Raw genomic sequence first — 18,118 nt, forward strand, 5'->3', positions numbered from 1 at the left:
CCTACTCCTCGGGGTCCTCCGCCTGGCCGTCCTCGTCCTGGTCGTCGCCGGGCTGCTGGCCAGCGTGAGCGCCGAGTGTGTCCTCGACGCTGATGGCGGCCTGCTGGTCGTCCTTGATCCGCGCCACCTCCTCGTCCACCTGGTCGTCGTCCCAGTCGGGGTGGACCATGCGCACGCTGGTCTCGATGGAGATGGCGGAGGCTGCGTTGAGCAGCTGCACGACGCGGGCGATGGTCTCCGGGCCCTCGCTGACCGAGTCGCCGAACTCGACGGATGGTCGCTCCGGTGTGACCGCGGCGGCGAGGCTCCAGGCCTGCTCGTACTCCAGGAGGAGCTCCACGGCCTGGGCGATGCCGGGACGCCACGCGCCGGAGATCCGGTTGCCGCGGGTGGTGAAGCTCATCCGCTCGCGGGCTTGGACTTCGGTGGCGGTCTGGGCGGAGACCCCGTCGTCCCCGCCCAGAGTCTGCGCGGATAGGCCTGCGTGCCGGAGTGCCTGCTCGACGAGGGCATCCGCGGTCTCTTTGTGCTCCTGCCAGCGGATGTTGAACTGGTGCGCCGAAATCTGCTGGGTGAGGCTGGCGTCGCTCTTGATCATGGTGTTGACGCTGGACCAGACCTCGCGGTCGGCGTCGAAGGTAGCGCCTTGGCCTCGGCCGTTGGACTGGAGCATGTGTTCCGGGACGACGAGCCGGCCTTTGGCGAGGCGGACGTCCCTCATCCAGCTGGTCCACACCTCGTCGAGGTTGTCGAAGATCGGCTCATTGCCGTCGAAGTCCGACCTGCCCAGGTATTTCAGCCCGGCGATGGTGCGCCACTGTCGCTGTGGCCCGGCGTTCGGGATCCGCACCACGTCGAGCCGGTCCAAGCCGGTCGGCTCGGCGCCGTCGGCGTCGACCAGGTCCGCCAGGTGAGCGCTCGCGGTGTACTCGGCCAACGGGACGACGCGGCCGAGCTTGTCCGCGGTGCCCTCGTAGACGGCATGCACGATCCGTCCGGCCCCGTTCACCACCTCGTGGTGTTCGAGGAGTCGGACGACGCGATCCCGGTCCTGGGCAAGGACGGACCAGAACGTGACTTCCAGGAGCCGGCCCCAGCGGATGACCGGGATCGCGCCGTCGGCATGCACCGTCGCCAGGAAGGCGCGGTCGCTGTAGACCTCCGGGTCCCGGACGGGGCGGAGGTAGACGTCGCCGAGCGCGCTCGCGGCTTCGGCGGCGTGGAGGAGCAGGGTGTGGAGGCCGTCCTCCGCGAGCTGCTCCAGGCGCTCCTGCACTGCGGCGGTCTCGGAGGTGATGGCCGGGGGCTCGGAGAAGATCAGGTCCGCAGCGGTGCGCGCCAGATCCGCAGGCAGCGGGATGTGCAGCCGGCCGTCCCGGGCGCCGGTCGGGGGCGGGCTGCCCCACAGCCAGCGGGAGATGGTGCCAACAAGACCGCCCGCGTACTGGCTGGACCGGGCCCGCTGGGAGGGTGGGAGGGATTGGCCAGAGGCGTCGCGCCAGCGGTAGACGGCGCGCAGCTTGTCGGCGGACCCGTCCAGCCAGGCATCCCAGTCGCGGTATGCGCTGTAGGCGGGGGCGTACTCGACGGGGGGCCAGGCGCCTTCGGTGGGGATCGGCACCGGGCCTCCTTCGGGTGATGCGGCGTGGGGTGCGCGGTCCGGCCGCACATACGAAGGCCGAGGGCCTACAACCTGGTGGGGTGGGCGGGAGTCGAACCCGCGACCTCCAGCCCCTTCGCCCCGGCGATACAGCGCGCACTCGCGCCGGGGTCTGGCTGGCGCTCTACCGTCTGAGCTACCTCCCCATGGCCGCCGGTCCTCACCGCGCCGCTGTAGGGCGCGACTCGCCTGGACTGCGGCGAGGACCGGCGGAGATCAAACGCGTTTGCGCGGGTCGATGACCTTGCCGGTGAGGATGTACTCCTCGAACGCCTTCGCGTCCTCCAGCACCAGCAGGCCGAGTGCCCCGGGCGGGACGTCGGAGCCGGTGTGGATGTGCGCGGCAATGAGCAGGGCGGCGGCGCGCACCTCGTCCGGTTCGTCGGCGGCGAGCTGGCTGGCCTCTTTGAGCAGGTCCACGGGCTACTCCTGGTCCGGCTGGCGGGCGATGGCGGCGTTGCCCCAGAACATGACCTGCTCCAGGTTGGTGATCGCCAGCGCCTTCTCCCGGCCCTCCGGCAGCAGCGCGTTGAGGTGGTCGGCCAGGTCGCCACACGCCACCCGCACGCTGACGTGCGCGTCCTGCCGCTCCGGTGTGGTGGCCGGGTGGAAGGCGAACCGGCGGGCCAGATCAGACGAGTCCACGAAGGCTCCTATTTAGGATCTTGAGGCTGATGCCGGCCTGCTTGGCCAGCCGTTTGACCTCGGTGGTCGGGTATCGGCGGTGGCCGCCCGGCGTGACCACGGCGGACAACCGTTTCTCCTGCTGCCACCGCCACACGGTCTTCGGGGCGACGCCGAACACCGAGGCAACCTCGGCAGGTTTTAAGAGCGGGGGTGCGGGCATCGGGGGCTCCTCGGGTCAGGCTGCGGCGAGCACGCCCGGCATCTCCCGGATCAGCGGCCGCCACAGCACCTCGGGCGTCTTGATCGCGTACCGGCCGGCGTCCATCGAGTGGTCCATGAGCTTGATCGGCTTGTCCTCGCCTTTGAGGGCCGCGTCTGGGTCCCAGACGTAGCCGGGGCACTCCTGGATCCAGCCCTCGCACGACTCATGCACCCGGAGCAGGCCTTCGGCGAGGAGGGAGGCGACGAGGCGGATGCCGTCCTCGACCGCGTTGTCTGCGTTGGTCGGCGTCAACCCGTCGTGGAACAGCTGGCGATTGAACGAGGCGGCGGACGGGTCGACGCACACCCAGTCAGGCCAGATCCGCAACTGCTCCAGCCACTCCCGCAGCCTGGCCGAATACTGGGCATCGGTGAGCTGCCGCATCTGCTTCTTCGAGTCCCAGCGCCACTCCCGCGCCAGGTAGAGCAGCCCGTCGTCGCCGACGCCGAGGATGAGGCCGGCGAACGGATTGACCGTCCCGTAGTCGATGCCGAGGCTCACCCATCGGCGGATCGGGGGCAGCGTCTTCACGACGTGCACAGCCGGATCCCACGACTCGTAGATGGCTCCTTCGGCCATCACCCACAGACCGAGGATGTTCCGCTTGAAGTACAACCCCTTGTACTGCCGGTGATACCTGTCCTTGACCTTCTGCGACAGGACTGGGTTGTCGTCGAGCAGGAACTTCAGCACGTACCAGTCGCCGGCCAGCTCACCGCCCGGCTGAGCACGGTCGATGCCTTCGGTCTTCAAGAAGTGCATCGGGTTGTCGGGGTTGGTGTTGCCGAAGATCTGGCTGCCGTCGACGGAGCAGCGGCCGAGGAGCTGCTCGTGGAACGGTTGCTGCATCAGTGACCATTCATCGACGTACGCGCCGCGGCAAGTCATTCCGCGGAGGCGTTCCTCGCTGCTGGCGTCGTTGAAGGTGATTACCTCGACGGTCTCGCCGAGGATCTTCGCCGTGGACGCGCCCCGCGTGTAGCTGGTGGCCTTGGCCAGCGGCCCGAACAGCCTGGTGTCCCGGAGCGGGTTGAAGATGTTGCGGACCGCAGTGTCATACGTCTTCGCCGTGACCAGCAGATCCCCGGTGGTCGGGGTCTTCGGGTCGCCGATGAACATCAGCCAGCGCAGCAGCCCCGACGCGGTCTTGCCGGACCGGATGGCGCCCTCGGCGAGGTTGACGAACCGGTCCGACTCGACGAGGTACTGGATCTGCTTCTCGGAGACCGGCAGCTCACGCAGGTCGAGCTTGGTCACGTGTCGCGGCCGGCGAACAGCTTGGACAGGCCCTCACGCAGGTCGGTGAGCATGCTCTTGTCGTCGGCGTTGCCGGTGTCGCGGTCGTGGTCCTCCAGGCGCAGGCTCTTGTCGATCGCCGTGGCCGCCGCTTGGACCAGGTCGCGTTGGTCGCGTGCGTCGGGCAGGTCGAGCATGCCGGTGAGCAGATCGCCCTCGTTGCTGAGCCGCCACACCTTGTACGGCTTGTTGGCCCGGTCGAGGAGGCGTTCGGCCTCGTCGAGGAGGCGGTGCATGAGGGCGACACGGCGGGCTTTGGCGTCAACGATGCGGGCTTCGGTGGCTTCGGCGACCAGGAACCGATCGAACGATAGGCCCATCAAGGCGGCGTGGCGGGCGACGGAGGTTTTGCCTCGCCCGATCTCGCGGGCGATCGCGGCGCAGGAGAGGCCGTCGCTGTGGAGGGCGAAGATCCGGTCCCGCTCCTGCTGGGTGATGGGTTTGTATCGTCCGCCTGCCATGGGTGCCTGCCTTGGGGTGCGGGCCGGGCCTTGCCGGCGGCGCGCGCGACCGGCCTTGCGGTGCGCTGGGGATATGACCGGGCGCCTGCGTGGTGGCCGCCCGGTATTTGTTGATCATCGGTGTGTTGGGCGTAGGCGCGTCCACGCCAGCCATGCCCTCGGAGTTCTGTGGTGCAGGGTGGCGCCCGCGCCTGACCCCCTGCCAGCGGAGCGGGCGCCTACCCTGTGCCGTCTCTCGTGCGCAGCCCCGCAGCCCCTGGAGACGGCAGCAGCCCACCGCGCGCGACGCGATGGGCTGCCAAGAATGGGGAGGTTTGCCGTTTCGGGCAGAGTCTTCCTACTGCGTTGAAACGGTCAACGCGATGGTAGCGCGTGATCGTCCGATGTCACGCGTTCGGCGTTCCTCCTCAACTGCGGCGTCGAGGGGGTACATGCGGATGCCGCGGCCTGGGCCGGGGATGAGTGCGCTGGGGATGCGTTTGCGGCGTGCCCAGGTGCGGACGGTGTCGGGGCGGATGTGGGCACCGAGCTGCTCAGCGATCTCTTCGGCGGTGCCCCAGGGTTCGCGGGTGACCGGGTGCGGGATCATGGCCGCCATTCCTCGCGGTACTCCGGGTGGCTGGCGTACGGCAGGGCGAGCGTCTTGACCAGGTAATCGCCGCCGATCGCCCAGGGCTCGTCGTTGGCGACCAGGCGGGATGTGCCGGTGCCGGTGGCGCCGACGAGACACTCCAGCAGCCGTCGCTTGGCCTCGACCTCGGCACGCCACCGCTTGGAACTGACGAAGATGTCCACACCCGCGAGCCAGTTGGGCGGATGGCCTTGGAAGATCGGCGCGGTCTGAACCCTGCTCTCCTCCCGCTCCATGGCCGTGATCTTGCGCTCGTCCTCGTTGAGCCGGACGCGCAGGAACGCGACCAGGGCGGGCACGTCGGCGGTCATGCTGCCAGTCCCATCGTTCGTACTCCGGCAGCGATCGACACGGCAAGGCCGGAGTCGGGGGCCCAGATGTGTCGTACGCCGCGCTCCTGGACGTCCATCCCGCACGGGCAGGCCTCGCCGATGCACATGCACGCGGCAGCACACACCACCGTCCACCGGCCCGAGTCCGGCGCCGACGTCTGGATGCGCAACCGGCGGCGGTCGCATGCCGGGCACGGCGGGGCCAGCGGCGGGGCCAGCAGATCGGCATCCAACCCGGCGTACGCGCGGACCTGCTGGTCGGCGTCGTCCAGGAGCAGCCGGACCGCCTCCGCCAGATGCGGAACGGTCACAGGCAGCACAGTCGAGATCCACGTCCAGCGTGCGTCCCGCGTGATCCCCCAGGCGTCCAGCACGCGGTGCCAGTGGCCGGTCCAGGCGAGCAGCCGGTTCCGGTGGTGGTGGTAGGCGAGCATCGTGTGGACGTCGACGAGGACCTGGTAGAGGTCGCGTTCGAGGTCGGCGAGGCCTGGAGCGTCCCCGGGCGCCGCGCTGCCGGCGGACGGCTTCAGCCCGCGCAGGGAGCCGGCCGCCCGTTCGGCCTTCTCGGCACGAAGCAGCTCGTCGTGCCGTGCCAGTGAGGCGAGTGAGCGGGGGCGGGCTTCGGCGGGGCCGAGTTGTGGGCGGCGGATGAGGAGGGCGTCGCGGTGTTCGTCGAGGTGGCGGAGTGCGGCGCGGAGGGACCAGAGGGCGGCTTGGGCGTGGAGCTGGTGCGGATGCTGGATCACTGCCTGCTCCCGTCGCCGGGTGGGAATCCGTGTTCGTCAAGCCAGCGGTCGGACTCCTCGCAGCGGAAGTGCGGCAGCACCTTGCCGTGTTCGGCGCACCTGCTTCGTTGGGCGATCCCGTAACCACGAGCGGCCAGCTGTTTCTCGATCCGGGCCGCGAACTCCCGGGGTGTCGGAACCGGCAGGCCGTAGGACGCCTCGATGGCGTCTACCAGCGCATCGGTTGCTTGGGCGGTCATGAGTCACCGCCTGTGGTGAGCTGCGGCGACACGTCGTCGCAGCCGCAGGTGGGGGTATGACGGTCGCCGTGTTTGCCGTCCTGGCCGAGCGGCCGGTGCCGGTCACACTCGTCGATCAGGCGCTGGAGCCGGAGCACGTGCTCACGGGTGCGGTCAGGATCGAGTCCCGAGGCACCGATCCTGGTCTGGGCGACGCACAGCGTCTCGCGCAGCATCTTCGGGCTGTCGGGGATCTCGTAGCTGGTCATTGGGTGCTCCCGGGTGTGGTGGGCCGCCGGGCGGCAGCGGCCCACAGACGGACTACTGGGGTGGGGTGGCGGTGTTCGCGTCGATGTGGTCGAGCAGCTGGTCGCGGGCCCCGATGTACTCGCCGCCGTATGTCGCGCCACAGGTGCACTCGACGGTGTACGCGTTCATGTAGTGGCTCCATCGGGGACCGTCGCCGACCATGCGGTGCTCGAACGGCGGCAGCTTCGGCGTGACGTCGTAGTCGCGCTCGACCAGGGCGAGCACGGCGGCCAGGCCGCGAAGCACGTCCTCCTTCGAAGCGAACTCGCCACCGCAGGCGTCACCGGCGTCGAACAGCGCCTCATACATCTCGTCGGTCGGCTCGATCACGACGGCTCCGAGTCGAACAGGGCGGTAAGACGGCGGCGTGCCTTGCACACCGTGCAGATCTCCTCGGTCGCCCGGGCGAGGTGGAAGTGCGGTTGTGGCTCACCGAGTACGGCCAGGACGTCGGCGGCGAGCGGGGCGAGCCCGGCCACGATGCCGCGCTCGACCGCCTCGCGGATGTCGTCGCCGGCGGTGCCAGCGAGGCCGGTGCCCTCCAGCTGGTAGCGGACGGCGTTGACCATGCGGGCGAGCATGATGCGGCGGATGTTGTCGGTCACCAGATCCTCCAGAGCAGGCCAAGGGCGATCAGGGCGGTGGCGATGAGGACCATGCCGGCGTGGAAGGGGCCGAGGTCGGTGTGGACGGCCAGTGCGTCGATCACGGCACCCTCAGGTCCTCGGCCATGGCCCGCTCGTGTGCGACTCGCACGTACGCGGGCACCCGGCCGTGACGGCTGACGGGGATGCCACGGCCGTCGGCCCAGGCACGCAGCTCGTCGTTCGACGCGCTCGGCGGCGGGGCGATCCGCTTGACGCGGAGGGCGTCGACGAGGCTGTGGCCGGTCTTGTGCTGCCAGGCGAGCGCCATCTGGGCGGCCCGGCCGCGCTGGTAGCCGGCGGCCCCAAGGGTGCGGGTGACGGTGATCGGGTCTTGCTGTTGGGTGTCGCGGCAGATGTCGGCGAAGGTGCGGCCGAGGCCCCACATGGCGAGGATCTGCGCGGCGTCATGGCCGACCGGGTAGCCGGCCATGACGATCGTGTCGGTCACGAGGTGCCGCCGGGGCGTGGGATCCGGATCGTCCACATGCCGTTGCCCGCCTCGACCTGGCGGCCGTCGTAGAGCGAGATCTCCTCGTCGGTGAGCGGCCGCGTCGTGTCCTTCGGGAAGTGGACGTGGAGGAAGCCGAGGCCGGTGACCCACTGGCCGATCCAGTGGGTGTCGATTTCGTCCTCGATGACCGCGAGGGCGGGGGTGTCGCGGGAGATGTCGCCGGCGAACTGGTGGTGGGCCTCGGTGGCCATCACATATCTGGGGGATGCGAGTAGTTCTCGCGTATCCTGTGAGGTCATAGGATAACCGTGATTATCCAATGACCTCACAGCCTGATCTTGCGTCCCTGGCTCGACCACCCCGGCTTGCGCGGAGGCACAGAACGAGCCATCGCCGGTCGTTGCTGAACGAGTCCCGTTCAGGTATTCGATCGCGGCGGGCGTGAGCGACATTCGCGTGTCTTCGGGGGTGTCCGGGAGCGGCGCGTTGAGGGCTCGCCGGATCTCGCCGACCTGGATTTCGGCGTTGTCGTCGATTGGGTTGCCGTCGGTGTAGCTGATGAGGTCTTCGACGCGGGCGAGTGTGGCGGCGGCGTGTTCGTAGCGGCGGCGGTAGGCCTGTGCGGCGTGGCGGGCGTTCTCCTGGGCCTTGGCGAGGCGGTCTTCGAGGTCGGCGCGGAGGCGGTTGATCTCGACGTGGGCCTGTTCCAGGTCGAGGCGGAGGGCGGCGACCGTTGGCAGCTCGAAGTCGTTCAGACGGCGGAAGGCGGCGCCGGGGGCGGGCTGTGTGGGGCCGTCTGGGTGTGTGCGGCCGCGGGCGATGGTGGTCCACTGGCAGTCAGTGCTGTAGGTGTGGGGGTAGGGCTGGCCGGAGGGGCAGGGCTGGTTGTCGTGGCGTGCGTGCCGGATGCCGCCCTGCTCGATGTCGTCGTGGCTCATCGGGCCACTCCGCGCAGGGTCTCGGCGGCGAGGCGGTAGCCGTGCTGGTAGGCCGCTTCGATGGTGAGCGCGGTGAAGTTGTCCTCGGGCTTCCTTCGGCGGAGGACAACGCGACGGTCGTAGCCGGCCTCGGCGGCCTTATCGGCCAGCGTGTTCCAGCCCTCGTCTCCGAGGTTGCACGGCATCTGCTCGATGTGGGCGATGGCGTTGAGGCGCCCGGCTTGGTAGCCGGCGTCTCCGGCGCGGATGATCGCCTTGTTGATCTCGTGCATCAGGACGAGGAGGCCGGAGGGGACGGGGATACCGAGTCGTTCGAGCCATGCGCGGATGGCGATGGTGTCGCCGATGGGGATGCCGGATGCCTCTAGGTAGATCTCGGCGGTCTTGATGCTGTCGGTCATGTGCGGCGCTCCGATTCGATCGTGAGGCGGATTTGGCGTGCTCGGGCGGGTGTGATCCAGGAGTCCGGCTGTTCGGGCTCCTGGGCGGGTTTGGTGGCGCGGGCGGCGGCTCTGGCTACGGCGGCTGCGGCTGTGTCGCGGGTGCGTTTCTCGCCGGGGGTCAGGTGTGGCTGCATCACGTGCTGGGCACCACCACCAGGCGGCCAGCCCGTACCGCGACGGCTTCCTTGGCCTTCTTGGCGCGCCGCTTCCAGCGGTTCTCGTCGTCTGGCCAGTTCCGGTAGTGCCACCAGTTCCACAGGTTGATCGCGTCGAAGACGATCTGCCAGGGCGTCGGGGAGTGCCAGTCTCTGACTGCGGCGAGTAGCAGGCCGGGCGGCGCGAAGAGCCACAGTTCCTGGTGTGCGCGGGCGAAGGAGCGCCACAGTGTCTCCGCCTTGGACCGGTTCCCGCGGATCTGGCAGTAGATGTGGCCGATCAGGGCGAAGACGAGCGCCAGGAGCCAGGTCATCAGATTCCTCCGTGGAGACTCCGGCCTTCAGGCCGGAGAGGAAACGGAACCCCTGCGGAGCAGGTCAGGGACAGCCCATTCGCCGTCAAGGCGGATGGGCGTCTACCCACGGACCGTCCGCGAGGGTGGTTCCACATAGGTGTGTTAGCTTGTGAGCCGTGTCCGAACGTGCTGTGAAGCGGGCTTTCAAGTTCCGCTTCCACCCGACTCCGGAGCAGGCCGACCTGCTGAACCGGACGTTCGGGTGTGTGCGCAAGGTGTACAACCTGGCCCTGGAGGCCCGCACCACCGCCTGGTATCAGCGCCGGGAGCGGGTCAACTACAACGCCACCAGCGCCATGCTGACGGCGTGGAAGAAGACCGAGGAACTCGCGTTCCTCAACGAGGTCTCCGCCGTGCCGCTGCAGCAGGGCCTGCGGCATCTGCAAGGTGCGTTCGCCGCGTTCTGGGAGAAACGGGCCCGGTATCCGCGGTTCAAGTCCAAACACAAGTCGCGGGCCTCGGCCGAGTTCACCCCGTCCGCGTTCCGCTGGAACAACGGCGAACTGACCCTGGCCAAGACGGCCACCCCGCTGGACATTGTCTGGTCGAGGCCACTGCCCGAAGGGCAGTCGCCGTCGACCGTGACCGTGTCCCGCGACAGCGCCGGCCGCTGGTTCGTGTCCCTGCTCTGCCAGGACACGATCGAACCCCTCCCGACCGTCGAGAACGCGGTCGGGATCGACGCCGGACTCGACCACCTGATCACCCTGTCCACCGGCGAGAAGATCACCAATCCCCGTCACGAACGCGCCGACCGTGAGCGGCTGGCCCGCGCCCAGCGGGAACTGGCCCGTAAAGAAAAGGGCTCCAGGAACCGGGACAAGGCCCGGCTGAAGGTCGCCCGCATCCACGCCCGCATCAGCGACCGGCGCCGCGACCACCTGCACAAACTGACCACTCGGCTCGTGCGTGAGACCCAAACGCTCGTGATCGAGGACCTGACCGTGCGCAACATGGTCAAGAACCACACCCTGGCCCGCGCCATCAGTGACGCGGCCTGGACCACCTTCCGCGAACAGTTGACCTACAAATGCCAGTGGTACGGCCGGAACCTGGTCGTGATCGACCGCTGGTACCCGTCGTCCAAGGTCTGCTCGGCCTGCGGGCACCTCACCGAGAAAATGCCGCTCAACGTGCGGTCGTGGACCTGCCCCTGCGGGGCCGCCCACGACCGTGACGTCAACGCGGCACGCAACATCCTGGCCGCCGGGCAGGCGGTGTCGGCCTATGGAGCTGGCGTAAGACCTCAACGGAAACCTCCGTCCGGGGCAGCAGGCTGAGAAGTAGGAAACCCGGTGGGCGACCACCGGAATCCCCGTCCCTTCAGGGCGGGGAGGATGTCAAGCTGATGACCCGGGCAAGGGTGATGAGCGTGTCAGCCATGGTCGGTCTCCTCGGTCGGCAGTGAGCGCAGATGGCGGGCGGGCGGCTCGTCTCGGTCGGCGGCGATCCGCATTGAGCGGCAGATGCCGCAGTAGGCCGGGTCGGTCTTCGGGTACGGGCAGTCGGCGTGATGGCCGTTGCGGGCACGGCGGGCCGGGTAGAAGGCGGGGCGGGCGCCGGTTCGCGGGTTGACGGTCGGGTCGTCGGCGTGGAGTCGGATGACCTGGGCGCTCACGGGGCTACCTCTGCGGCGTGCTGGCGGGCTTGGTGGGCGGCGATGGCGGCGGCGCGGCGTTCGCGGGCTTCGGCGATGGCTTCGGCCGCCCGGTCACCTCGGCCGAACGGCGAGCGCAGTTCAGGCATCGGAGGAATCGAATTTCTCGGCTTTTCTCGCACGCGCGGACCCGCAGCGTCCGTACCCAGATTTCCCCCGGTGTCAGGAGAGGTGAGTTCTTTCGGGTAGGTGGTAAGGGAAGGTGGGGGCTCATCCTGGGTGAGCGCAGATGGCGTCCCAGGTGAGCGCAGATGGCCGGTATCTGCGCTCACCTGGGTGGGCGCAGATGGCTCTGGCTGAGGCTCGGGTTCTGCGCTCTGCTCGGGTGAGCGCAGATGCTTGGCTCGGATGGTGCGGTCGGACGACCCGGCACGGTTCCGATTGCGGATCTCGTCGCGCATCCGGTCGTACGCTGCGGGGTCCGGCAGATCGATGTGTTCCAGCAGCTGGGTGCCGAGGACGAGCCGGTACTCGTCGGACAGGCCTCGGCGGAAGTTGCCGTGCCTGACCAGCTCGATCAGGCCGACAACGCGCATCCAGGCCAGGTAGCGGCGGGCGGTGGAGTAGCCGATCTCGCAGTCGACGGCCAGGCGGGCCACGCCACAGTGGATGCCGGTCCCGTCGGCATCCGCATAGGAGCTGAAGGTGAGCGCAACACCCTTGCGTTCGCGGCCGAGCCGGGCACGGCGCACGAGGGCGTTCCAGGCGCCGACGGTGACGCCGATGTCGGGTGGGGTGAGCGCAGATTGCGTCATGGGCGCTCACCCGGGCGAGCGCAGATGGTTCGGGCACGCGGCATGGCGCGGTAGGGCTCTGGCATCATGAAGCCAGGCGTCCTTCCGGTCGGGATAAGCGACGGGTATGGACTGCCGAGTCGGCCGGGTGTGGGCGCTCCAACGCCCTGCCCGGCCGCGCTGTCTCGGCGGCCGTTTGTGCTGCTCATCCTACCGGTCCGGTCTGTCCGGGAGTCCACCGACCCACCCCGTCGCGTCACGAAAACAGTCGATCTTTCTGATAGATGGCGAACTGTCCGATCCGGCCCTCCCCAACCGGACCGGACAGCACGGTCAGGCCTCCGGGAAACAGCCGGGTTCGGTGCAGGCGTGCGCGCCCATGTGGTCGGCCCACGCCGCCGTGAATAGCGCGGCCGACGGGCCCTTCGGGTCACATGCCGCGACCGGCACGTCCACCTCCGCCGGCTGGTTACTGCCCATCGCGCGGCCGGTATTCGTGCGCTTGTCGCTGGCCGGGCGGTGGGCGATCGCGCCGGGGCCGAGCTGGCCTCTGACGGCGAGGCTGTAGCCGCCGGTCAGCAGCTCACGCGGGATTGGTGTGCTCATCAGGTGTCTCCTCGGGTCCATGCGGTGAGGTCCAGCCAGGGCCGGTCGATGGGGACGGCCGCGGCGAGGACGAAGATCAGCCGCCAGCGGTCAGCGGGGTCAGGGAGCTGGTGGCGGAGCCAGGTGCCGTTGGCCTCGGCGCCGTACTCCCGCACCCGGGCCGCCAGCTGTGCGGCGACCTGGGCGAGCCGGTCGGCGGCGTCATCCGAGGCCACCGGCCACCGCCAGGTCGAACAGCTCCAGCTGCCCGTCGACCAGCCCGGCCGGCACCGTCCGGGTGGAGGCGGCGAGCAGGGTGGTGCAGCGGCGGGACTGGGTGAGGCCGAGACGGCGGGCGCAGGTGGGGCCGACGCCGCGGGCCCGGGCGAGCGGGTCCCGCAGCTTCCGGGCGCACACCCGACACCGGCGGCTCACCCGCCACCTCGCGTGTCGTGACCAGGCCGGTAGTGGTAGTCCCGGCCGTCGCGGCGCTGAGTCGTCCAGCCCTCCGCCTTGGCGTCGGCAAGCGCCTTCGCCCGAGTGTTGGCGTAGATCGCGGGATCGCAGCCATACGGATCGCCGGGGAGGCCGCAGTCGCACCGCAACTCGTACTCGGTGTAGATGCTCACAGGACACCGAGCCGTGCCGCGGTGACGACCTCGGCGTGCTGCCGGTCGTGCACCTCGCCGCCCACACACGGGCCACCGCACGCGCCGCAGTAGTCGTCCTCGTCCGGCTCCGGCGGGTCGAAGTCCAGGTCGGCGTTCACCGGTCGCCTGCCCGGCGCTGGTGCTCGGCCTGGGCCTCGGCCCGCTCCTGCTCGGCGGTGGTGATCGTGTCCTCGTCGTGCACCGAGTTCTCCCGCGACAGCGGGCAGCAGGCGCCCACGCCAGGGACCTCGCTGGGCCGCCAGCGGTGCGAGGCGATCCCGCGGTGAGGCTGGCGGGCCCGCCGGACCGGCTGGAGGCCGATCCGGCTACGGCGCCTCACGCGACCGCTCCAACCTGCTCAAAGGTGACGCGGTAGGCGGCCATCAGGACTCGTCCTCCGAGCAGCCCTCGTCGTGCTGGACGACGCTCCTGCTGCACCCGGGGCACCCCGGATAGCCGGGCTCCCCGAACTCCGGCACATATGCCGGCACGTCCTCCTCTTCCTCCGGTTCATGGACGGCAGCAGCCGCGCGCTGCGGCTGGAGCCGTTCCAGGAGCTCGGCCCCGACCACCGCATACACCTGCTTCGCCTCACGGGAGGCGCGAATCGTCAGCGCGCCCGGGACGCCACCAGGTCGGACCGACATACCCGGCACGATCTCCCCGGTCTGCGGGTCCACCACCACATCCCCGGCCGGCACCGTCCGGGCCAGCAGGGCGGCCTGAAACGAAGCCCGAACCTGGTGGATGGTCTCGACCTCGCCCGGGTACCGCTGCTGGCACCAGGCCAGCAGCGCGGCGATGTCGGAGATGTACGCGGTCTCCTTCGACAGCGGGAGCGCGACGGTGCCGAGGTCGGGCAGGCGCCACGACGGGGCGGTGCCCTGCTGGTCGAGTTCGGCGCGTGCGTCGTCGGCGAGCTGCTGCCGGAGGCTCCCGGCCCGGTCCTTGGCGGCGGTGGCCAGGGCCTCCATGCGGAGGATCTCGGCGACCTGGTCGGCGCGGTTCATCAGATTCCTCCGTGGAGACTCCGGCCTTCAGGCCGGAGAGGAAACGGAACCCCTGCGGAGCAGGTCAGGGACAGCCCATTCGCCGTCAAGGCGGATGGGCGTCTACCCACGGACCGTCCGCGAGGGTGGTTCCACATAGGTGTGTTAGCTTGTGAGCCGTGTCCGAACGTGCTGTGAAGCGGGCTTTCAAGTTCCGCTTCCACCCGACTCCGGAGCAGGCCGACCTGCTGAACCGGACGTTCGGGTGTGTGCGCAAGGTGTACAACCTGGCCCTGGAGGCCCGCACCACCGCCTGGTATCAGCGCCGGGAGCGGGTCAACTACAACGCCACCAGCGCCATGCTGACGGCGTGGAAGAAGACCGAGGAACTCGCGTTCCTCAACGAGGTCTCCGCCGTGCCGCTGCAGCAGGGCCTGCGGCATCTGCAAGGTGCGTTCGCCGCGTTCTGGGAGAAACGGGCCCGGTATCCGCGGTTCAAGTCCAAACACAAGTCGCGGGCCTCGGCCGAGTTCACCCCGTCCGCGTTCCGCTGGAACAACGGCGAACTGACCCTGGCCAAGACGGCCACCCCGCTGGACATTGTCTGGTCGAGGCCACTGCCCGAAGGGCAGTCGCCGTCGACCGTGACCGTGTCCCGCGACAGCGCCGGCCGCTGGTTCGTGTCCCTGCTCTGCCAGGACACGATCGAACCCCTCCCGACCGTCGAGAACGCGGTCGGGATCGACGCCGGACTCGACCACCTGATCACCCTGTCCACCGGCGAGAAGATCACCAATCCCCGTCACGAACGCGCCGACCGTGAGCGGCTGGCCCGCGCCCAGCGGGAACTGGCCCGTAAAGAAAAGGGCTCCAGGAACCGGGACAAGGCCCGGCTGAAGGTCGCCCGCATCCACGCCCGCATCAGCGACCGGCGCCGCGACCACCTGCACAAACTGACCACTCGGCTCGTGCGTGAGACCCAAACGCTCGTGATCGAGGACCTGACCGTGCGCAACATGGTCAAGAACCACACCCTGGCCCGCGCCATCAGTGACGCGGCCTGGACCACCTTCCGCGAACAGTTGACCTACAAATGCCAGTGGTACGGCCGGAACCTGGTCGTGATCGACCGCTGGTACCCGTCGTCCAAGGTCTGCTCGGCCTGCGGGCACCTCACCGAGAAAATGCCGCTCAACGTGCGGTCGTGGACCTGCCCCTGCGGGGCCGCCCACGACCGTGACGTCAACGCGGCACGCAACATCCTGGCCGCCGGGCAGGCGGTGTCGGCCTATGGAGCTGGCGTAAGACCTCAACGGAAACCTCCGTCCGGGGCAGCAGGCTGAGAAGTAGGAAACCCGGTGGGCGACCACCGGAATCCCCGTCCCTTCAGGGCGGGGAGGATGTCAACGCTGCCCCTCCCCCATGGTCGGGGTGAGCGGTGCGGCGATCCGGGTCGGCCCGTGCCAGATCAGGCGCAGCCCGTCCACCTGCTCCGCGGAGAGCGGCGGGGCCGCGGCGACGAGGCGGCCGATGTGGGCCAGGATCCTCGGGTCCTGTGTGATGTCGTTCATCGCGCACCCGCCCCGACCGGCTCCTGCTGCTGGAGGTAGCTCTCCAGCTTCGCGATCACCTGGTTGACCTCGGCGGCGGTCAGCTCCTTGGTCTGGTCGACCTCACGCTTGACCACGTCGGCGATGTAGGCCATGCCCTGTTCGCGGCTGGAGATCTCCGCCCGCTGGAACAGGCCGAACATCTGGTTGAGCTGGTCCTTGGAGGCGAACTCCACCTCCGGTTCGGCGGGCTGTGTCTCGACCAGGTCCCGCACGTGTGCCGTGCCCGGGTCGCACTTCAACGCGTCGAAGACGATGCCCTCGATCGACCAGTCGGCGGCCAGCTTGAACGGGTCGTCGTAGCCGGGCCGGATCCCGGTGTGCACCGACCGCAGCCCGACCACGAGACCCGGCTCGGACCGGTCGAGGCGGATCCAGCACGACACGTCGAACCCGAGCGTCTTGTGGCCCTCGACCCGGTACTCGCGTTTGCGCTCGATCGGCTTGCCGTTGTCGTCCAGGGCGGCGACGTCCTTGCCCCGGGCGGTGATCAGCACGATGCCGGGGAAGGTCATCAGGATCGTCATGAGCTTGCGGTGGCGGGCGTTGGCCTCGTTCCACAGGTCCATGGAGATGGTGGGCTCTTCGTCGGCGGCGAGCCGGGCCTTGCCGTACTTCTGGGCCTTGGCGTTGTGCCGCTGGCGGGCCTTGTCGGAGGCCCAGTCCTTGTGGAGGTCCCACTCGGCGGTCATCGAGTCGATCGTCAGCACGACGGGCGGCTGGCCGGCATCGGCGGCGTGCTGAGCCTCGTCGCGGACCGCGGTGACCGCGCCGAGGATCGAAGCCCAGGTGCCGTCGTGCTCGACGACGAGGTAGTTGGCGCCGGGGATGGCGCCGTACTCGTCGGCGGAGCCTTCGCCGAGGTCGATCCAGTACATCTGGCCGATGCGGCTGCTGGTGGAGAACTGGGCGCAGGCCCAGGACTTGCCGCTCTTCTCGCCGCCCTCGATGAGGATGAGGGGCCAGGGGACGCGGCCGGTCGGCTTGCGGGTCTTGAGCGCGGTCATCAGATTCCTCCGTGGAGACTCCGGCCTTCAGGCCGGAGAGGAAACGGAACCCCTGCGGAGCAGGTCAGGGACAGCCCATTCGCCGTCAAGGCGGATGGGCGTCTACCCACGGACCGTCCGCGAGGGTGGTTCCACATAGGTGTGTTAGCTTGTGAGCCGTGTCCGAACGTGCTGTGAAGCGGGCTTTCAAGTTCCGCTTCCACCCGACTCCGGAGCAGGCCGACCTGCTGAACCGGACGTTCGGGTGTGTGCGCAAGGTGTACAACCTGGCCCTGGAGGCCCGCACCACCGCCTGGTATCAGCGCCGGGAGCGGGTCAACTACAACGCCACCAGCGCCATGCTGACGGCGTGGAAGAAGACCGAGGAACTCGCGTTCCTCAACGAGGTCTCCGCCGTGCCGCTGCAGCAGGGCCTGCGGCATCTGCAAGGTGCGTTCGCCGCGTTCTGGGAGAAACGGGCCCGGTATCCGCGGTTCAAGTCCAAACACAAGTCGCGGGCCTCGGCCGAGTTCACCCCGTCCGCGTTCCGCTGGAACAACGGCGAACTGACCCTGGCCAAGACGGCCACCCCGCTGGACATTGTCTGGTCGAGGCCACTGCCCGAAGGGCAGTCGCCGTCGACCGTGACCGTGTCCCGCGACAGCGCCGGCCGCTGGTTCGTGTCCCTGCTCTGCCAGGACACGATCGAACCCCTCCCGACCGTCGAGAACGCGGTCGGGATCGACGCCGGACTCGACCACCTGATCACCCTGTCCACCGGCGAGAAGATCACCAATCCCCGTCACGAACGCGCCGACCGTGAGCGGCTGGCCCGCGCCCAGCGGGAACTGGCCCGTAAAGAAAAGGGCTCCAGGAACCGGGACAAGGCCCGGCTGAAGGTCGCCCGCATCCACGCCCGCATCAGCGACCGGCGCCGCGACCACCTGCACAAACTGACCACTCGGCTCGTGCGTGAGACCCAAACGCTCGTGATCGAGGACCTGACCGTGCGCAACATGGTCAAGAACCACACCCTGGCCCGCGCCATCAGTGACGCGGCCTGGACCACCTTCCGCGAACAGTTGACCTACAAATGCCAGTGGTACGGCCGGAACCTGGTCGTGATCGACCGCTGGTACCCGTCGTCCAAGGTCTGCTCGGCCTGCGGGCACCTCACCGAGAAAATGCCGCTCAACGTGCGGTCGTGGACCTGCCCCTGCGGGGCCGCCCACGACCGTGACGTCAACGCGGCACGCAACATCCTGGCCGCCGGGCAGGCGGTGTCGGCCTATGGAGCTGGCGTAAGACCTCAACGGAAACCTCCGTCCGGGGCAGCAGGCTGAGAAGTAGGAAACCCGGTGGGCGACCACCGGAA

Annotated in this window: 31 protein-coding genes and 1 tRNA gene; 3 read left to right on the forward strand and 29 right to left on the reverse strand. The window is 69.1% G+C overall.

What is annotated here, in order from left to right:
* Window position 1: 1 nt before the first annotated feature.
* From BJ964_RS16665 to BJ964_RS16750, 18 genes are all read right to left on the reverse strand, one after another.
* Entirely contained in the window at window positions 2-1,621 is a 1,620-nt protein-coding gene (locus BJ964_RS16665) for a phage portal protein (RefSeq protein WP_188121512.1), read from the reverse strand.
* A gap of 73 nt (window positions 1,622-1,694) precedes the next feature.
* Window positions 1,695-1,806, reverse strand: a tRNA-OTHER gene (locus tag BJ964_RS16670).
* Between the two features lie 70 nt (window positions 1,807-1,876).
* Window positions 1,877-2,080, reverse strand: a complete 204-nt coding sequence (locus tag BJ964_RS16675) for a hypothetical protein (protein WP_188121513.1) — start codon at window positions 2,078-2,080, stop codon at window positions 1,877-1,879.
* A 3-nt stretch (window positions 2,081-2,083) separates the two neighbouring features.
* Entirely contained in the window at window positions 2,084-2,305 is a 222-nt protein-coding gene (locus BJ964_RS16680; RefSeq protein WP_203832670.1) for an Acb2/Tad1 domain-containing protein, read from the reverse strand.
* Window positions 2,292-2,507, reverse strand: coding sequence for a helix-turn-helix domain-containing protein (locus BJ964_RS16685; protein ID WP_188121514.1), 216 nt, complete (start codon window positions 2,505-2,507; stop codon window positions 2,292-2,294). The genes BJ964_RS16680 and BJ964_RS16685 overlap by 14 nt, the downstream gene beginning before the upstream one ends.
* Window positions 2,508-2,522: 15 nt before the next feature.
* Complete coding sequence (locus BJ964_RS16690) at window positions 2,523-3,806, reverse strand: PBSX family phage terminase large subunit (RefSeq protein WP_203832669.1); 1,284 nt, start codon at window positions 3,804-3,806, stop codon at window positions 2,523-2,525.
* On the reverse strand, window positions 3,803-4,306 hold the full coding sequence (locus BJ964_RS16695; protein WP_188121515.1) for a helix-turn-helix domain-containing protein: 504 nt from the start codon (window positions 4,304-4,306) through the stop codon (window positions 3,803-3,805). Before BJ964_RS16695 ends, BJ964_RS16690 begins: the two co-directional genes overlap by 4 nt.
* 337 nt (window positions 4,307-4,643) lie before the next feature.
* Window positions 4,644-4,895 carry a MerR family transcriptional regulator gene (locus BJ964_RS16700; RefSeq protein WP_188121516.1) on the reverse strand — a complete coding sequence of 84 codons (252 nt, stop codon included), beginning with the start codon at window positions 4,893-4,895 and terminating at the stop codon, window positions 4,644-4,646.
* Window positions 4,892-5,248, reverse strand: a complete 357-nt coding sequence (locus BJ964_RS16705) for a DUF6221 family protein (protein ID WP_188121517.1) — start codon at window positions 5,246-5,248, stop codon at window positions 4,892-4,894. The genes BJ964_RS16700 and BJ964_RS16705 overlap by 4 nt, the downstream gene beginning before the upstream one ends.
* On the reverse strand, window positions 5,245-6,015 hold the full coding sequence (locus tag BJ964_RS16710) for a hypothetical protein (protein ID WP_188121518.1): 771 nt from the start codon (window positions 6,013-6,015) through the stop codon (window positions 5,245-5,247). Before BJ964_RS16710 ends, BJ964_RS16705 begins: the two co-directional genes overlap by 4 nt.
* Entirely contained in the window at window positions 6,012-6,254 is a 243-nt protein-coding gene (locus BJ964_RS16715) for a hypothetical protein (protein ID WP_188121519.1), read from the reverse strand. The genes BJ964_RS16710 and BJ964_RS16715 overlap by 4 nt, the downstream gene beginning before the upstream one ends.
* On the reverse strand, window positions 6,251-6,502 hold the full coding sequence (locus BJ964_RS16720) for a hypothetical protein (RefSeq protein ID WP_188121520.1): 252 nt from the start codon (window positions 6,500-6,502) through the stop codon (window positions 6,251-6,253). Before BJ964_RS16720 ends, BJ964_RS16715 begins: the two co-directional genes overlap by 4 nt.
* Before the next feature lie 52 nt (window positions 6,503-6,554).
* Window positions 6,555-6,872, reverse strand: coding sequence for a hypothetical protein (locus tag BJ964_RS16725; protein ID WP_188121521.1), 318 nt, complete (start codon window positions 6,870-6,872; stop codon window positions 6,555-6,557).
* Window positions 6,869-7,147, reverse strand: coding sequence for a hypothetical protein (locus BJ964_RS16730; protein ID WP_188121522.1), 279 nt, complete (start codon window positions 7,145-7,147; stop codon window positions 6,869-6,871). Before BJ964_RS16730 ends, BJ964_RS16725 begins: the two co-directional genes overlap by 4 nt.
* 100 nt (window positions 7,148-7,247) lie before the next feature.
* Complete coding sequence (locus BJ964_RS16735; protein ID WP_188121523.1) at window positions 7,248-7,637, reverse strand: Lsr2 family protein; 390 nt, start codon at window positions 7,635-7,637, stop codon at window positions 7,248-7,250.
* Window positions 7,634-8,578 (reverse strand): hypothetical protein, encoded by a 945-nt coding sequence (locus BJ964_RS16740; protein WP_188121524.1) that lies wholly within the window; start codon window positions 8,576-8,578, stop codon window positions 7,634-7,636. The genes BJ964_RS16735 and BJ964_RS16740 overlap by 4 nt, the downstream gene beginning before the upstream one ends.
* Window positions 8,575-8,979, reverse strand: coding sequence for a hypothetical protein (locus BJ964_RS16745; protein WP_188121525.1), 405 nt, complete (start codon window positions 8,977-8,979; stop codon window positions 8,575-8,577). The genes BJ964_RS16740 and BJ964_RS16745 overlap by 4 nt, the downstream gene beginning before the upstream one ends.
* A gap of 175 nt (window positions 8,980-9,154) precedes the next feature.
* Window positions 9,155-9,490, reverse strand: a complete 336-nt coding sequence (locus BJ964_RS16750; RefSeq protein ID WP_188121526.1) for a hypothetical protein — start codon at window positions 9,488-9,490, stop codon at window positions 9,155-9,157.
* 158 nt (window positions 9,491-9,648) lie between these two features.
* Here BJ964_RS16750 and BJ964_RS16755 point away from each other — a divergent pair, with 158 nt between their 5' ends.
* Window positions 9,649-10,812 (forward strand): RNA-guided endonuclease InsQ/TnpB family protein, encoded by a 1,164-nt coding sequence (locus BJ964_RS16755; protein ID WP_188121527.1) that lies wholly within the window; start codon window positions 9,649-9,651, stop codon window positions 10,810-10,812.
* Window positions 10,813-10,907: 95 nt separating this feature from the next.
* On the opposite strand, the gene BJ964_RS16760 is transcribed toward BJ964_RS16755, so the two are convergent.
* The 9 genes from BJ964_RS16760 to BJ964_RS16800 all read right to left on the reverse strand — a co-directional run bounded on the left by BJ964_RS16760 (window position 10,908) and on the right by BJ964_RS16800 (window position 14,168).
* The gene (locus BJ964_RS16760; protein WP_188121528.1) at window positions 10,908-11,150 is read right to left on the reverse strand and encodes a hypothetical protein; all 243 of its coding nucleotides are present in this window, start codon (window positions 11,148-11,150) and stop codon (window positions 10,908-10,910) included.
* A complete protein-coding gene (locus tag BJ964_RS16765) occupies window positions 11,147-11,944 on the reverse strand; it encodes a hypothetical protein (protein ID WP_188121529.1) in 798 nt (265 codons plus the stop codon). The genes BJ964_RS16760 and BJ964_RS16765 overlap by 4 nt, the downstream gene beginning before the upstream one ends.
* Before the next feature lie 312 nt (window positions 11,945-12,256).
* Complete coding sequence (locus BJ964_RS16770; RefSeq protein WP_188121530.1) at window positions 12,257-12,529, reverse strand: hypothetical protein; 273 nt, start codon at window positions 12,527-12,529, stop codon at window positions 12,257-12,259.
* The gene (locus tag BJ964_RS16775; RefSeq protein ID WP_188121531.1) at window positions 12,529-12,744 is read right to left on the reverse strand and encodes a hypothetical protein; all 216 of its coding nucleotides are present in this window, start codon (window positions 12,742-12,744) and stop codon (window positions 12,529-12,531) included. The genes BJ964_RS16770 and BJ964_RS16775 overlap by 1 nt, the downstream gene beginning before the upstream one ends.
* Complete coding sequence (locus tag BJ964_RS16780; protein ID WP_188121532.1) at window positions 12,731-12,943, reverse strand: DUF6011 domain-containing protein; 213 nt, start codon at window positions 12,941-12,943, stop codon at window positions 12,731-12,733. Before BJ964_RS16780 ends, BJ964_RS16775 begins: the two co-directional genes overlap by 14 nt.
* A complete protein-coding gene (locus BJ964_RS16785) occupies window positions 12,940-13,137 on the reverse strand; it encodes a hypothetical protein (protein WP_188121533.1) in 198 nt (65 codons plus the stop codon). Before BJ964_RS16785 ends, BJ964_RS16780 begins: the two co-directional genes overlap by 4 nt.
* Window positions 13,134-13,277, reverse strand: a complete 144-nt coding sequence (locus BJ964_RS16790; RefSeq protein ID WP_188121534.1) for a hypothetical protein — start codon at window positions 13,275-13,277, stop codon at window positions 13,134-13,136. Before BJ964_RS16790 ends, BJ964_RS16785 begins: the two co-directional genes overlap by 4 nt.
* Window positions 13,274-13,498, reverse strand: coding sequence for a hypothetical protein (locus tag BJ964_RS16795; protein ID WP_188121535.1), 225 nt, complete (start codon window positions 13,496-13,498; stop codon window positions 13,274-13,276). The genes BJ964_RS16790 and BJ964_RS16795 overlap by 4 nt, the downstream gene beginning before the upstream one ends.
* A gap of 43 nt (window positions 13,499-13,541) precedes the next feature.
* Window positions 13,542-14,168, reverse strand: a complete 627-nt coding sequence (locus BJ964_RS16800) for a hypothetical protein (RefSeq protein WP_188121536.1) — start codon at window positions 14,166-14,168, stop codon at window positions 13,542-13,544.
* A gap of 158 nt (window positions 14,169-14,326) precedes the next feature.
* Between BJ964_RS16800 and BJ964_RS16805 the strand changes: the two genes are divergently transcribed.
* Window positions 14,327-15,490 carry an RNA-guided endonuclease InsQ/TnpB family protein gene (locus tag BJ964_RS16805; RefSeq protein WP_188121527.1) on the forward strand — a complete coding sequence of 388 codons (1,164 nt, stop codon included), beginning with the start codon at window positions 14,327-14,329 and terminating at the stop codon, window positions 15,488-15,490.
* A 60-nt stretch (window positions 15,491-15,550) separates the two neighbouring features.
* Here the strand turns inward: BJ964_RS16805 and BJ964_RS16810 are convergent, their stop codons facing one another.
* Entirely contained in the window at window positions 15,551-15,718 is a 168-nt protein-coding gene (locus tag BJ964_RS16810; protein ID WP_188121537.1) for a hypothetical protein, read from the reverse strand.
* Entirely contained in the window at window positions 15,715-16,764 is a 1,050-nt protein-coding gene (locus tag BJ964_RS16815) for a hypothetical protein (protein WP_188121538.1), read from the reverse strand. Before BJ964_RS16815 ends, BJ964_RS16810 begins: the two co-directional genes overlap by 4 nt.
* A 158-nt stretch (window positions 16,765-16,922) precedes the next feature.
* Between BJ964_RS16815 and BJ964_RS16820 the strand changes: the two genes are divergently transcribed.
* On the forward strand, window positions 16,923-18,086 hold the full coding sequence (locus tag BJ964_RS16820) for an RNA-guided endonuclease InsQ/TnpB family protein (RefSeq protein WP_188121527.1): 1,164 nt from the start codon (window positions 16,923-16,925) through the stop codon (window positions 18,084-18,086).
* The last annotated feature ends 32 nt before the right edge of the window (window positions 18,087-18,118 follow it).

The sequence above is a fragment of the Actinoplanes lobatus genome (assembly GCF_014205215.1).
In the GTDB taxonomy this organism is placed as follows: domain Bacteria; phylum Actinomycetota; class Actinomycetes; order Mycobacteriales; family Micromonosporaceae; genus Actinoplanes; species Actinoplanes lobatus.